Source organism: Streptomyces sp. CBMA152, from assembly GCF_014596475.1.
In the GTDB taxonomy this organism is placed as follows: Bacteria; Actinomycetota; Actinomycetes; order Streptomycetales; family Streptomycetaceae; genus Streptomyces.
The window spans coordinates 103820-118079 of the sequence record NZ_MECJ01000039.1; the positions used below are offsets into that span (position 1 = coordinate 103820).

Annotated in this window: 11 protein-coding genes; 8 read left to right on the forward strand and 3 right to left on the reverse strand. The window is 70.0% G+C overall.

Annotated elements, in window-relative coordinates; all coding sequences use genetic code 11:
- Positions 1 to 32: 32 nt before the first annotated feature.
- Both BG418_RS38515 and BG418_RS38520 read right to left on the reverse strand, forming a co-directional pair.
- The gene (locus BG418_RS38515; RefSeq protein ID WP_188278741.1) at positions 33 to 1280 is read right to left on the reverse strand and encodes an MFS transporter; all 1248 of its coding nucleotides are present in this window, start codon (positions 1278 to 1280) and stop codon (positions 33 to 35) included.
- Positions 1280 to 2320, reverse strand: coding sequence for a 3-oxoacyl-[acyl-carrier-protein] synthase III C-terminal domain-containing protein (locus BG418_RS38520; protein ID WP_317453899.1), 1041 nt, complete (start codon positions 2318 to 2320; stop codon positions 1280 to 1282). The genes BG418_RS38515 and BG418_RS38520 overlap by 1 nt, the downstream gene beginning before the upstream one ends.
- Positions 2321 to 2874: 554 nt before the next feature.
- Here BG418_RS38520 and BG418_RS38525 point away from each other — a divergent pair.
- From BG418_RS38525 to BG418_RS38550, 6 genes are read left to right on the forward strand one after another with little or no spacing between them, the layout of a single operon-like run.
- A complete protein-coding gene (locus BG418_RS38525) occupies positions 2875 to 3837 on the forward strand; it encodes a chlorinating enzyme (RefSeq protein WP_188278742.1) in 963 nt (320 codons plus the stop codon).
- 43 nt (positions 3838 to 3880) lie between these two features.
- On the forward strand, positions 3881 to 5512 hold the full coding sequence (locus tag BG418_RS38530; RefSeq protein ID WP_317453900.1) for an amino acid adenylation domain-containing protein: 1632 nt from the start codon (positions 3881 to 3883) through the stop codon (positions 5510 to 5512).
- A 19-nt stretch (positions 5513 to 5531) separates the two neighbouring features.
- Positions 5532 to 5804 carry a phosphopantetheine-binding protein gene (locus BG418_RS38535; RefSeq protein ID WP_188278743.1) on the forward strand — a complete coding sequence of 91 codons (273 nt, stop codon included), beginning with the start codon at positions 5532 to 5534 and terminating at the stop codon, positions 5802 to 5804.
- A 7-nt stretch (positions 5805 to 5811) separates the two neighbouring features.
- The gene (locus tag BG418_RS38540) at positions 5812 to 6588 is read left to right on the forward strand and encodes an alpha/beta fold hydrolase (RefSeq protein ID WP_317453901.1); all 777 of its coding nucleotides are present in this window, start codon (positions 5812 to 5814) and stop codon (positions 6586 to 6588) included.
- Positions 6585 to 7754, forward strand: a complete 1170-nt coding sequence (locus BG418_RS38545) for an acyl-CoA dehydrogenase family protein (protein WP_188278744.1) — start codon at positions 6585 to 6587, stop codon at positions 7752 to 7754. The genes BG418_RS38540 and BG418_RS38545 overlap by 4 nt, the downstream gene beginning before the upstream one ends.
- On the forward strand, positions 7751 to 8974 hold the full coding sequence (locus BG418_RS38550) for a benzoate/H(+) symporter BenE family transporter (protein WP_223186049.1): 1224 nt from the start codon (positions 7751 to 7753) through the stop codon (positions 8972 to 8974). The genes BG418_RS38545 and BG418_RS38550 overlap by 4 nt, the downstream gene beginning before the upstream one ends.
- Positions 8975 to 8992: 18 nt before the next feature.
- Here BG418_RS38550 and BG418_RS38555 read toward each other — a convergent pair whose 3' ends face one another.
- Positions 8993 to 10138 carry an aromatic ring-hydroxylating dioxygenase subunit alpha gene (locus BG418_RS38555; protein ID WP_188278745.1) on the reverse strand — a complete coding sequence of 382 codons (1146 nt, stop codon included), beginning with the start codon at positions 10136 to 10138 and terminating at the stop codon, positions 8993 to 8995.
- A 163-nt stretch (positions 10139 to 10301) separates the two neighbouring features.
- On the opposite strand from BG418_RS38555, the gene BG418_RS38560 reads away from it, so the two are divergent.
- Together BG418_RS38560 and BG418_RS38565 are read left to right on the forward strand one after the other, a co-directional pair.
- Positions 10302 to 11609, forward strand: a complete 1308-nt coding sequence (locus tag BG418_RS38560) for a cation:proton antiporter (protein ID WP_188278746.1) — start codon at positions 10302 to 10304, stop codon at positions 11607 to 11609.
- A 159-nt stretch (positions 11610 to 11768) separates the two neighbouring features.
- Positions 11769 to 14117, forward strand: a complete 2349-nt coding sequence (locus BG418_RS38565) for a hypothetical protein (RefSeq protein WP_188278747.1) — start codon at positions 11769 to 11771, stop codon at positions 14115 to 14117.
- The last annotated feature ends 143 nt before the right edge of the window (positions 14118 to 14260 follow it).

Here is a 14260-nt window from a genome sequence, read left to right on the forward strand (position 1 = left end):
GGTACGGGGATCAAGTCAGCCGAAAATCCTGGTCAGTTGAGCGAGTTGGGGGCTTCCCGGTCCACGGCGGGCGGCGGCCCGGCGGGCATCGTCATGGCCCGGTCGGAGTTGGCGAAACGCATCCGCGCCACCGTGCCGACGATCGACACCGGTACGGTCGCGGCCGCCGCGATGGCGAACAGCAGCCCGAAGTCGCCGCGCCCGGCGAGCGGGCCGACGGCGGCCGTACTGATGGCGGCGCCGGTGAACACCGAGCACGCGATGAGCGCGGTGGCGCTGCCGCGCACCTCGGGTGCCGCCGCCTCCAGGATCCACGCCTGGAGGGCGGACTGGCCGACGGCCAGGGCGAGCCCGGCGAGCGCGCTGGCGATCAGGATGCCCGCCACCGACTGGGTGAGCGCGGCCGTCAGATAGCCGGTGAACAGCAGACCCGTGCCCCAGCCGAACATGCCCGCGCCGGTCGCCCGGGCGTCGATGGCCTTGACGACCACGCTGCCGCCGATGGCCGCCACACCGTACGCGCTGGTCACCAGGCCCGACATCAGCACGCTGCTGCCGTGCTTCTGGAGGGCGGCGTTGAAGAAGTTGAACAGGCCCATCATCGCCGCGCCCTCGATGAAGGTGAACGGGATGAAGAAGCGGAACCAGCCGTCCCCGAGGACCTGGGCGAACCGCTCGCGTGCGCTCGGCCCCGCCGCCTCGCGGACCGGTGGCGTCTCCGGCAGCCGCGCGTACACCACGGCGAGGAGCGGCGCCGCTATGGCCGGGATCAGCAGCGGGGAGCGCCAGTTGAGCAGATCGGTGAGGATGCCCGCCACCACGGTCGCGGAGGCCGCGCCGACCGCGCTGGACGACATCAGCGCCGCCATCGTTCTCTGGCGGCGCTCCATCGGGATGTGGTCGCCCACGTACGCCACGGTCACCGGGATGAGCGCGGCCGCGAAGCCGCCCGCGATCGCGCGCCCGACGATCAGCAGGGCCACATTGGGCGCGAGGGCCGCGCCCAGGTCGGCGACGCCGAGCCCGACCAGCGCGGTCCGCAGGACGCGCACCCGGCCCACCCGGTCCGAGACCGAGCCGTGCACGGGCTGCATGATGCCGACCATCGCCAGATAGCCGGTCAGCGCGAACGCGACCGTCCCCAGACCCACCCCGAAGTCCTTGGAGACCGGGACCAGTACGGGGTTGATGACGACGAGATCGAAGTCGAGCAGGAAGAACCCGCCGCACAGCACGGCCACGATCGCGCGGTCGGAGAGCGCCCCTGCCTTGCCCGCCATCAGGCGGCCGCCCGTACGGCGACGCAGGACCAGCTGAACCCGCCGCCGAGACTGAGCAGCAGGGCCACGTCCCCCTGGGCGAGCCGCTTCTCCGCGTGCAGGGTGGCGAGGTTGGCGGCGGAGTCGCCCGCGCCCAAGTGGCCCGTGCCACCACCGAGGTTGAGGATCTCGGCGTGGCGAAGGCCGAGCCGGTTCACCGCAGGGAGGAAGAACTCCTCCAGCGGGCCGGCGCCGAGCCGGGGCAGCGTCAGGAACCGCACCGTCGGGTCGTCGGCGGCGAGCCCCGCCTCGGCGAGTGCGGTGGTCACCGCTTCGAGGACCGCGTCGATCAGCGCCGCCGCGAACCCGGGCTCCGCGCCCGAGGCGACGAACGCCCGCTTGGTGCGGCGGACATCGACCTGTGGCAGGGTGCGCGCCATCGAGCTGAACTCGTCGTCGCCCCGGTGCATCGTCTCGTACTCCGAACGGACCACGGTCGCCACGGACAGCAGCTCGTACGGTCCTTGCGCGCGGTCGAGGAGCAGGGCGGTGCCCGCGTCCCCGTAGACGAGCTCGTAGTCGCCCATCCAGCGGTCGAAGGCGGGGGCGAGGAAGCGGTCGCCGGTGGTGACCGCGCTGCGCGCGACCGAGGGGTCGGCGATCATCCTGGCGGCGGCCACTTCGAGTGCGGCGGCTCCGCCGTTGCACATCTGCTGGACGCCGATGGCGGTCGCGGTGGAGGCGCCCATGTGGTGGGCGACGTAGTTGGCCGGGGACCAGAAGTCATGGCCCTGGTGGTAGGTCCAGGCGTGCGTCACCATGTCGACGCCCGCGCCGTCCCACCCGGCCGCGTTGAGCGCGTCGGTGGCGGCGGACACCGCCATCTCGGGCGCCGAGTGGTCGGGGCTCACGGTGACTTCGCGGTAGCCCAGGCGCGTCGCCGTCTCCTCGTCGACCCGTCCGGCCGTGAGTGCCGCCTCGGTCGTCTCCCGCCGGTCGGGGAGCCACAGGCGGGCGGCCGCGATCCGCAGGGGCGAGGCTAAGGGTGGGGACAGACGCACGGGGTCCTCCCGGAATGGGCCCCGGAGGGCATCGTCAGTGATGCGGATTATCAGCAGGAGTCTTCTCCACCCCGGGATGCCGCGTCAAGGGCCGAAAGGCGCAAGTCGCGCGCCCTTTCAGGCGCCGCCGCACGCCCCTGCGACGCCCGGTCGGCCGAGCGAGGACGCCGGACGAACGCGGAGCGCGAGCGCGCGGGGAGCCCGGCCGGGCGTCGATCTTCCCCTTTACATGCAGTTTCATTACCTATAGGAGCTTAAGCCCGAATCTCTCGTACGCGGCTGATTGTGCGCGGTCCTGACGGAGCGTGCCGCCCGGCCGGACGTACGAGCGGTGCTTGACACGTACAACGATCCTGTCGCCGTCCGGGCCCCGCGACCCGCAGGAATCGCGCTCCGGCGAGAGCGCCTGTGCAACTCCGGGGAATAGGAGCTTCCGGAGGTGGTCCTGTGTTAAACAGGTCGCAACTCGCCCTGCACTGGCGAGAGTTGACCGGAACAGCGCGCATTTACCCATCCGCTGCCGCAGCGGAGTGTCGATTACACAGAGGTGATGCATGGACAACCTGGCCGGCACCACGAGCACCGACTTCTCGCTGAGCGAGCGGGAGATCGAGCAGTTCCACCGGGACGGCTACATAGGCCCGTTCGACCTCTACGAGCCCGCCGAGATGGAGAAGAACCTCCGCGCCCTGCGCCCCAAGCTGCTCAACACCAAGCGGGCGATCTACGGGCAGGAGAAGGCGGTCTCCGGCGTCACCAATCTCGCCAACTACGACCGCCACCTCGATGTCGACTTCCTGGCCGGCCACATCACGCGCCCCGAGATCGTCCACCGCGTCGCGTCCCTGCTCGGCCCCGACGTGCTCTGCTGGCGTACCGAGTTCTTCCCGAAGTACCCCGGCGACGAGGGCACCGACTGGCACCAGGCCGACAACTTCTCCAACGTCGCCGGATCCAAGCACCCCCAGATCGTCTGGCCCGAGGACTCCGAGTTCGGCGGCACCATCACCGTCTGGACGGCGTTCACCGACGCCAGTATCGAGATGGGCTGCCTCCAGTTCATCCCCGGCTCGCACAAGACGATGAACTACGACGAGTCCAAGGTCATGACGTACGACGCGGACTCCATCGGCAAGGTGGAGAAGAGCGGCGTGCGGCGCGGCTTCTTCGGCTACGACTACCGCCAGCTGCAGAAGGACCCGAACTGGAGCCCCGACGAGTCCCAGGCCAAGTCCATGGTGCTCAAGCAGGGCCAGTTCATCGTCTTCTGGTCCACCCTGATGCACGCCTCGCACCCGCACGCGGGACTCACCGACGACATGCGCCTGGGGTACGCGTCCCGCTATCTGCCCAACCAGGTCCAGGTGTATCCGTACTCCGACGCGCTCCAGGAGTTCGGCGGCGAGGCCAGCCTCGACAAGTTCGGCTGTGTGCAGGTCTGCGGCCAGGACACCCACGGCCACAACCGGTTCGTCGGGCAGACCGTCAACGGCACGCCCTTCACGCCCGCCGACTGAGCCACCCGGCCCACGCCCAGTAGACGTCGACACATCCCGAGGGGTGTCTGCGCTGGAACCACCAACGGGGATCCAACTCACCGGCACCGAGGCGGCGTTGACCGCCCACCGCCGGATCAACCGGACCGCGGTCGCCTACCCGCGCGACAGCGCGGTGCCCGCCCTCTTCGCCGCCGTGGCCGCCCGCACCCCGGACGCGCCCGCCGTCGTTCAGGGCGACCGTACGTACACCTACCGCGAGCTCGACCGGCTCTCCAACGGGCTCGCCCGGCGGCTGCTGCGGCGGGGATACACCCCCGGGGCGACCGTCGGGGTCTGCCTGGCGCGCTCGCCCGAGCTGATCGTGGCGCTGCTCGCGGTCCTCAAGTGCGGCGGCGCGTATCTGCCGTTCGACGCGGGCTGGCCCGAGGAGCGGCTGAAGGGGTTGTTCGCCGACGCGGACTGCCGCTGGGTGATCCGGTCGGAGGCGTCGGCCGTACGCCCTGATGGCTGCCAAGTGGTGCTGGTGAAGGGGGAGTTGGATGCCGAGCAGGACGCGCACGACGACGCCCCCGCGATCGACGTGCCCGCCGACGCCATCGCGTACATCAACTTCACCTCCGGCTCCACGGGACGGCCGAAAGGGGTCCCGATCCGGCACCGCTCCATCGCCCGGCTGGTGTGCGGCGCACGGTTCGCCCGGCTCGACGGACACAGCCGTCTGCTGCAACTGGCACCCGTTACCTTCGACGCGGCCACCTTCGAGATCTGGGGCGCGCTGCTCCACGGCGGCACCTGCGTGCTCTACCCGGACGCCCTGGTGCGGCTCTCCCGGCTCGGCCGGGTGGTCGAGGAACACGGCGTCACCGTCGTCTTCCTCACCACCGCCCTGTTCAACGCGGTCATCGACGAGGCACCCGACGCGCTCGCCGGGACCGAGACCGTCCTCATGGGCGGCGAGCTCCAGTCGATGCCGCATGTGGCGGCCGCGCTGCGGGCGTACGGCCCGGGCCGCCTCGTGCATGTCTACGGCCCCACCGAGTCCACCACCTTCGCCACCTACCATCCCATCGACCAACTCACCCCCGATTCCGGCCTGTTGCCGATCGGACGGCCGATCCAGAACACCCGCCTCTACGTGATCGACGGCAACACTCTGTGCGAGCCGGGCCGGACCGGGGAGATCTGCCTGGCGGGTGACGGACTGTCACCCGGCTATCTGGGCATGCCGGACCTGACCGCCGAGCGGTTCGTGGAGCGCGTGGTCGACGGTGTCACCGAACGCCTTTACCGCACCGGCGACCACGGCACCCTGCTCCCGGACGGCTCGCTCGTCTTCCAGGGCCGCGCCGACGACCAGGTCAAGATCAACGGTTTCCGTATCGAACTCGGCGAGATCGCCCACCACCTCGACCGCCACCCGGCGGTCCGGCGCAGCCATGTCGCCGTCGCCACCCCGCACACCGGCAAGGCTCTGGTGGCCTTCGTGGTGAGCGACGACCCGGCGACCACCCCGGCACAGCTGCGCCGCCATCTGCGCGACCGGCTCCCCGCGTACATGGTGCCGGCCCGTATCCACCTCTGCGAGGCGCTGCCGCTGACCGCCACCGGCAAGGTCGACGGCCGCGCGCTGCTCACCACGTACGAAACACCACCCGCGCGATGGGCCGCACAGCCGGTGGCATCCCGCGACTGACCAGATGGAGGAGAGGACGATGAGTTCCCACGACGCGCAGACGGCGCAGGGCGCCCCGCCCATGTCCGCGACCGAGCAGGCGATCGCCGAGATCTGGCGGAGTCTGTTCGGCATCACCGAGGTCGGCGTAGGCGACGACTTCTTCGAGCTCGGCGGCAACTCGCTCACCGCCATCAAGTTCCTCTCCCGCGTGGAGGAGCGTTTCGGCGTCGACGTCCTGCTGCCCGAGACGCTGTACGAGGACGCCAGGCTCAGCAGTCTGGCGAAGGCCGTCGACGAGGCGACGGCGTAGGCCCGCCGTGCCCCCGACACCCCGCGCCGCCAGGCCGCCCACGGCCGAGCTGTTCGCCCGGTTCTCCGGCACGGCCCTGGTCGGCGTCCAACTGCTCTGCTTCCCGTACGCGGGCGGCGGAACGCAGGTGTTCCGGAGCTGGCAGTCGCGGGTGCCGTCGGGCGTCGGGGTGACCGGCATCAGGCTGCCCGGGCGCGAACAGCGCTTTCGCGAGCGGCCCTTCGACTCCTGGCCCGAGACGCTCGAAGCGCTGACCGAGGCGCTGGTGCCGGAGACCGAGCGCGGCCCCTACGCCTTCTTCGGCCACAGCCTGGGCGCCCGGCTCTCGTACGAACTCACCCACCGACTCGCCGCGGGCGGCCACCGTCCGCCGGAGCTCCTGGTCGTCTCCGCCTGCCGCGCCCCGGGCATGGAGCCGCGCTGGCCGCCGATGCACTCGATGGACGGCCCGACGCTGTACGAGCGGCTGCGCGTGATGGACGGCGTCCCGGCCGAAGTCCTCGCCGACGCCGGGCTGATGAGACTCCTGGAGCCTGTGCTCCGCGCGGATCTGCGGCTCGCCGAGACCTGGGAGCCCTCGCCGGGCCAGGTCGAGGCGCCGATCCTGGCGCTGTGCGGCGCCGACGACGACATCGACCCGTACGAGGACATGATCGACTGGCGGCACCACACGACGGGCGGCTTCGCCATCCGGTCCTTCCTCGCCGGGCACTTCTTCCCGCGCGACGAGGAGGAGGTCGTGCTCGCGGCGATCTCGGAGCGGCTGACAGGGGGCGGGCGATGACGATCGAGGGGGCGCCGTACTTCACCGAGGAGCACGAGGCGTTCCGGGGCTCGGTGCGCGCGTTCTTCAAGAAGGAGATCGTGCCGTATGCGGCCGAGTGGGAGCGGCGCCGGGAGATGCCGCGCTCGGCCTGGCACGCGTTCGCCGCCGAGGGACTGCTCGGCCTCAACCACCCGGAATCGGTGGGAGGTTCGGCGAAGGACTTCTTCCACTCGGTGGTCTTCCTGGAGGAGCTGGGCCGGATCGGCTTCGGGGGAGTGCGCTTCGCGGTCGCCCTGCACGCGTACATGGGAACCAGCTATCTCGCCACCAACGGCTCGCCCGAACTCAAGGAGCGCTATCTGCGCCCGGCCGTGGCGGGCGACCTGATCGCCGCGCTGGCGATCACTGAGCCGCAGGCGGGCTCGGACCTGGCCGGACTCGCGGCGACGGCCGTCGAGGACGGCGACGACCTGGTGATCGACGGCGAGAAACGCTTCATCGTCAACGGCTCCTTCGCCGACTTCTTCGTGACGGCGGTACGGACGGGAGGGCCCCAAGTCCGCTCTCTTCAGGCCGACGTGAGCCTGGTGATTGTGGACCGTACGGCCGAGGGCGTCCACGTCCTGCCCAACGACTCGATCGCCTGGCGCGCCTCCGGCATGGCCGACATCAGCATGCGCGGGGTGCGGGTGCCGAAGGGGAACGTGATCGGGCGGCGCAACTCCGGCTTCGTACAGATCATGAAGAACATGCAGCTGGAACGGCTCGCAGCAGGGATCTCGGCGGTGGGCGACGCCGCAAACTGCCTTGATATGACCTGGAGTTATCTCAAGCATCGCGGCATGTTCGGCTCGACGCTCAGCGCCAAGCAGGCCGTGCGCCACACCATGGCGGATCTGCTCACCGAGGTCGAGGCGACCCGGATGCTCGCCTACCACGCGGCCTGGAGCTACGCCCGCGACCCGCTGTCGATCACCGCGTGCTCGATGGCGAAGCTGAAGGCCACCGAAGTCGCCCGGACGGTGGCCGAGGAGTGCCGGCATCTGCACGGCGCCGAGGGGTTCCGGGAGGGCGCGGACATCGTGCGGATCGTGCACGACGCCCAGGCGGCGACGGTCGCGGCGGGCGCGAGCGAGGTCATGCGCGACATCGTCGTACAGAGCGGATACGAGGAGTTCCATTGACGACGTCGCAGACGGAGGCGGCGAGTTCGCCGGGCCCTCCGGGGGAGCCGTCGGGGGCCGTGTCCGACCTGGTCAGGGCGGGGACGGCGGGGCTGATCGCCGCGTTCGTCGGGTTCTCCAGCTCGTTCGCGATCGTCCTCGAAGGCCTCACGCACGTCGGCGCGAGCCGTGCCGAGGCGGCGTCCGGTCTGATGGCGCTCTCGGTCTCGATGGGCCTCGGCGCGATCTTCCTCAGCTTCCGGCTGCGGATGCCGATCAGCGTCGCCTGGTCCACCCCGGGCGCGGCGCTGCTCGCGGGCTCTGCCTCCGTCGACGGCGGATTCGGGGCGGCGGTCGGCGCGTTCCTGGTCACGGGCGTCCTGATCGTGGCGACCGGACTGTGGAAGCCGCTCGGCCGCTGGGTCTCGGCCATCCCGAAACCGCTGGCCAACGCCATGCTCGCGGGCATCCTACTGCCGTTGTGCCTCGCTCCCGCGAAGGCGGTCCAGGAGAAACCGGCGGTGGGCCTGGCCATCGTGGCGGTCTGGGCGGTCGTCGGCACATTCAAGAAGCTGTACGCGGTACCGGCGGCGGTCGTCGTGGCGGTCGTCCTGATCACCGCGACCACGCACATCTCCGCCGACGACCTCGGCCCGTTGTGGCCCCGACCGGTCCTGGTCGCCCCGCACTTCACGGCGGCGGCCCTGATCGGCATCGCCCTGCCGCTGTACGTGGTGACCATGGCGTCGCAGAACATCCCCGGCATCGCGGTGCTCAACGTCAACGGCTACCACCCCGAGCCGGGCCCGCTGTTCGGCTGGACCGGCGCGTTCGGTCTGGCGGCGGCGCCGTTCGGCGGCCACGCCGTCAACCTCGCCGCGATCACGGCCGCGCTGTGCGCCGACGAGAACGCGGGACCCGACCCGCGCAAGCGCTACCGCGCGGCCGCGATCGGCGGCGCCGCCTACCTGTTGATCGGCCTCGGCGCGGGCGCGGCGGTCGCGTTCGTCGGCGCGGCCCCGCCCACGCTGATCGAGGCGGTGGCGGGCCTCGCGCTGCTCGGCGCGCTGGGGAACTCGCTGGTGGGGGCGGTGGCCGAGCCGGGCGACCGGGAGGCGGCGGTGGTCGCGCTGGTGGTGACGGTGTCGGGCGTGCAGTTCTTCGGGATCAGCGGGGCGTTCTGGGGGCTGGTGGCGGGGGGTGCGTTGTATGGGGCGAAGAGGTGGGTACGGGTGAAGTGAGAGTGGGACCGGGGCAGGTCACTCCTCCGCGAACAGCTGCGCCTCGATCGCCTCGTTGTACTTCTGGAGCGCGAACTCCTGCGTACCAAAGCAGTGTTCGTCATTGGCGCCGCTGGTGAGGCCGATCTGGATCTCGCGGTAGATTTCCAGGTCCTCGTACTGCACCTGATAGGTCAGCTGCCGGTTCTCTTCCCACTGTTCGACGTTACCCTCCGCCACCGAACCCTTCGGCACGATCAGACGCAGTTTCACCAACGTCCGGGTCGGGTCGAGCGGATGACTGGTAATCCAGAGGAAGTGGTCCGACTGATGCAGCACCGTCTCGTTGGGAAAGATGGTGTGGATCACGTTGGCGACCGACAGCAGACGCCGTTCGCTGCGCTCGGTCCTGGAAATGAAGTTTATCGATCGCTTCGGCAGGATCGACCGCAGATGGGGTCCGAAGCTGTCGAAGAAGAACGTGCTGTTCTCGAAGAGCGGGTTCGCGCTCTTCGCATGAAGGAACGGGAAATGGTATCCCTCAAGCGTGCCCTCGACGACGAGCTTCCAATTGATCTCCCACTCCTGGCTCTCGGCGCCGTAGATCTCGTACGAGGCGAGATCGAGATCGGCGATGTCCGGGCGGAAGTCGCCGAGGAACGCGTCGAGGTCGGCCCGGCCCGGAGCCTCCTCGGGCATCAGCCAGACGAATCCGTACGCCTCCGCCGAGGGAACCGCCACCAGATTGCGTTTTCCCCGCTCGACGCCCGGGAAGCAGTGCGGGCTCGGGATGGCGGCGAGGGTGCCGTCGAGGTCGTAACGCCAGGCGTGATAACCGCAGGTGAACTGTTTACGCTGACCGGACGGGTCTTTTTCGAGGCGTGCTCCGCGATGGCGGCAGGCGTTGAGGAAGACATGCGCGGAGCCGTCCGAGTCCCGGCTGACCAGCAGCGGCCTGCCGAAATGCTCCAGGGTCGCGAAGGCGCCGGGCTCCGGTATCTCGGAGCTGTGCACGAGCATCGACGGCAACTTGGCGAAAATGCGGTCGAGTTCGGCCCGGTACCACTCGGGTGACTGATAGCGGTCGACGCTGACCCGGGTGTCCGAGTCGGTCAGCGGAAGTCGCTTGTCGCGAAGGTGCTCCAGGGCACGGTCAAGGATCCGGAGTTCCTCGTCGCGATTCATCCGCCAACCCCCTCCACCTCATGTGGTGATCCGGTGCAATTCTAGAGCGGCGGCGAGCCCTGTTCAATATCAAACAAGGCGCGGTTGAACGGCAGTTGCGCGATTCTTATTCCGTCGCTAGAACAGCGGGACACCCTGCGGCCCGACAGGAGTGAGCACCGACGTGCAGACGCATCTCGAACTCGCCGGATCCGCCGCGCCCTCCACCGGACGCTTCCTCCTCGCCCTGGCGCTGATTCTCGCGGTGGCCTTCGCGCTGGCGCGACTCGCGGTGCGATTGCGGCAGCCGGCGGTGATGGGGGAGATCGTCGGCGGCATTCTGCTGGGCCCGAGTCTGTTCTCCCTCTTTCCGGGCGACGTGGAAAAGCGCCTGGTGGCGCCGTCCGTGCTCCCCTACCTCCAGACACTCTCCCAACTGGGCCTGGTGCTCTTCATGTTCGGCGTCGGCTACCACTTCGACGTGGTCCATCTGCGCGCCCCGAGCGCGCGGCGGCAGGTGGCGGCGGTGTCCCTGAGCTCGGTGGCGCTGCCGTTCGCGCTGGGCATGGGCCTGGCGTACGGGCTCTACCCCTGGCTCAGCAAATCCCAGCTCAAGGTGGACGGACCGCTGGGCCCGGCGCTGTTCCTGGGCGCGGCGATGTCCATCACCGCGTTCCCCGTACTCGCCCGCATTCTGGCCGAACGCGGCCTGTACAAGGACCCGTTGGGTGTGGTGGCACTCGCGTGCGCGGCCGTGCAGGACTTCCTGGCGTGGTGCGTTCTCGCGGTGGTGGTCGTGGTGGTCCGCAGCGGCGGACCCTGGCCGCTGGCCCGGATGGCGCTGGAGTCGGCGCTGCTGCTGGCCGCGCTGGTCCTGCTCGTACGCCCCGCCCTGGCCTGGCTCCTCGACCGGGCCAGACCCTGGGCGGGCGGCACGGCCCTGACCCACTCCGTCCTGGTCGTCGGTGTGCTGCTGACCGCCGCCGCGACCGACGAGATCGGACTGCACGCGGTCTTCGGCGCCTTCGCGTTCGGCGCGATCGCACCGCGCCGCCAGATCGACGAGACGGCGCCGCAGGTCCCCGAACGCATCGAGCAGACCAGCCTGCTGCTGCTCCCGGTCTTCTTCACGGTCACCGGCATGTCGGTGAACATCTCGGGCCTCGGCGTCCGGGGCCTGATCATGACGGCGGCAGTCCTGGTGGTCGCCTGCGCGGGCAAGTTCACCGGCGCGTACGGAGCGGCCCGCCTGACGGGCGCGCCCCCTCGCGAGGCGACGACGCTGGGCGTCCTCCTCAACGCCCGTGGCCTTACGGAGCTGGTCATCCTGAACGTCGGCCTCGGCCTCGGCGTCATCGACACCCGGCTGTTCACGGCGATGGTGGTGATGGCGGTGGGGACGACGCTGATCACCGGGCCGCTGTTGGATCGGGCGCGGCCGCCGGCGCTCCCGCTCTCGCAGGCGCCGATGCTGCCGGTGATCAATCCCTGACCAGGAGGTCGGGGGAGGGGGATTCCGGAAATCCGCCGAACCGCACGTGCGACCACATCGATGGGCGTAACCTCGACGCCTCCGGCGGTGGCGCCGTCCCGTTCGGTCCGAGCTCTTCACATTCCCCAGGTGTCGCGTGAACATGGGCAACATATGCGATTGACGATTGACAGCGGCGATTTACCCAGGGCCTGGCGGCCGTATGTGGATCCCCCTCTGCTCTCTCCCGAGTTGCTCCATGAGCCGGACCTGGGCGCTCATCCGGACTTCGCTCGACTGCGTCACTACCTGGGCGCGTTGGTCACCCGGCGGACCGCGCCCGTGCACACCGCGGTCGCCTTCAACGCGGTGTACTTCGGCTTCGACACGGAAGCCGGTGGCTACGCCGGCGGGCCGCTCGACATCGGGGACTTCCCCTCCGTCGCCCTCGACGACGAGGTCGAGGCGCTCCCCGTCGGCGCGATGATCAATGTGCGAACCGGCGGTGATCTCCTGCCTGCGGAGGTGATCTACAAGGAGGGCGCTCATCGGGATCTCGGCAGCGCGGGAGATGTGCCGACGTGGTTGTCGGGTGCTCCGTCCGGTGCCCAGGGCCCGGGCATGCTTGCGGCGGTGGAGTCGCCGACCATGCGCGAGCGGCTGGTCTTCGATGCCGGGGCATTCGGTCAGGGGCTGGCCGCGACCAGCCAACGGCTCGCCAGGCTGAGCCGTCGGCGAACGACCGATGAGTACGGTCATCTGCTGGTCGAAGCGCGGTACAGGCGGCCCGAGAGCGACCTGGACGACACGTCCTACTACGCCCGCTATCTGATGACCCGGGGCCGGGACCAACTGACCAGCTCCTTGGCCCCCATGCCGCTGCCATTGATGCTGCCACCCACCAGTACTCCGGACGAGTTGGAAGCAGCGCTGCTCAGGCTGATGTGTGTCGTCCGGCAGGCGCTGGCGTCGTCGCCCGACCTTCGGATGTGGGGTGACTACGCCTTCACCCGGACCTCCATGGCCGCTCGTCTCGCCGATCCGGGACCGCTGGGGCGTGATGCCCTCGAAGCCCTGGCGCACTCGGTCGCCCGCTCGGCCGTGCCGATCGGGACGCGTCGGGCGGCGGCCCAGAAGAAGGTCGTCTACACCGCTCTCGGACCGGCGCTGCGTGCCCTGCCACAGGCCTCCGGGCTGCTCCGGGAAACGGCGTATCCCCTGGCCATCAGCCACGCCAACGTCCTGCTTACGGACTATGCGCGGGGAGAGGCGGACGAGGACACGGGGCTGCTCCCCAACGGCGTTCACATGACCCTGGACGACCGTTGGCAGGGCGGCGGGGTGTGGCGGGTCGAGTACGCGGCAGACGAAGGCCCGGGGCGCTTGCCCCTGGGGTCCTTGGGTGAGCCGGCCGGTCGTGGCTGGACCGAGAGCTGTGTCCCGACGCCGCCCGCGACCTCACTGCACCCGGTTGCGCGGCCCGAGGCCGTCAAGCCCTCCCCTCGCGTCCCGGACGCCGAACCAGACCCCGATGACGCAGAACTGTGGCCCGACGACCGGGGGTTGGGTGACCCGGTTCCGGCATCGGCCGAGCCGGACCGGATCGAGTGGACCCAGCCTCTGCGCTCCGCGCACCGGACATTTGGATGCCTACCGCTGCCACAGGATGTTCTGGCCGGGCTCGCGCTGCCCGGCTTTCCGGACGAGGACGTACAGGTCCGGATGAGTCACGACGGGCGGACTCTGCCGTCCCGTTGGTCCAGCCAGTGCGCACGGATCGACAAGGAGGGCCGCCTCACCGGCCTGCGTTGGCCGGACGAATTCTTCCCGGGGATCCTGCTCACGTCGACCTGGCGGCGCGACAGCCGGACGGTGAACATCAGGACCCGGCTGCTGTCCCGGCCGCAGACCGTCGACGGGCAGCCGGTGGCGCACCGTTACGACCGGCGCGTACGCACCCGGGACGGTGTGGACACACCACGGCGGGGCCCGGCCGTCGGCGCCTGGACCGACACCGAGTCTCTTGTCATGATCGCTGTCCGTCGTCTCGGGCTCCTGGACGTCTATGGCCGTGCTCTGCTCGCCCGTGAACGGCTCCACCCCGCGATCGGCCTCGTCATGGCGGACGCACCGGTCCGTCCCACCGCCCCCGGTGTGGAAAGGGCTTTGGTCGCACTGCTGGCCACCGGCCGTCTCACCACGGTGTGCGGCAGTCGCGGCGCCGACGGTCGCCCCCACTACCCTCCCAAGCCGTATGAGGCGGGGCTGGAACTCGTCTGCTACACCCCGCTGGTCGTCGAGGACAGGCCACGTGGCGGGAACGGCGCCGACGAGCCGGCCAAGGCGGGCCGCCTGGTCACCAGGTATCACGTGCCCGGCTTCCTGCGACTCATAGGTCATCTGGGGCACGAGGCGAGCGACGAACAGCGGCGCTTGTTCCGGCAGGACTTCCTGACGTTCGGCCTGGCCGGTACACCCGAGATACCTCCGGGCTACACCTATGTGCGACCGCATGAACGGGGTTCGTGAACATTCGCGGTGGCACACCTTCTGCCCTGTCCCTACGGGACCGGGCCGCACGACAGCACGTAGACACCCAGTACCGACCCGTACGCAGGAGATCGTGTGAGCTCACCTCGTCGCCACCGTGCCCAGCTGTGCGAAGAGTCCGA

Bases quoted from the DNA above. Each gene is read 5' to 3' on its own strand.
- BG418_RS38525 (WP_188278742.1), top strand. From the start codon at position 2,875: ATGGACAACCTGGCCGGCACCACGAGCACCGACTTCTCGCTGAGCGAG.
- BG418_RS38555 (WP_188278745.1), bottom strand. From the start codon at position 10,138: ATGAATCGCGACGAGGAACTCCGGATCCTTGACCGTGCCCTGGAGCAC.
- BG418_RS38545 (WP_188278744.1), top strand. From the start codon at position 6,585: ATGACGATCGAGGGGGCGCCGTACTTCACCGAGGAGCACGAGGCGTTC.
- BG418_RS38515 (WP_188278741.1), bottom strand. From the start codon at position 1,280: ATGGCGGGCAAGGCAGGGGCGCTCTCCGACCGCGCGATCGTGGCCGTG.
- BG418_RS38535 (WP_188278743.1), top strand. From the start codon at position 5,532: ATGAGTTCCCACGACGCGCAGACGGCGCAGGGCGCCCCGCCCATGTCC.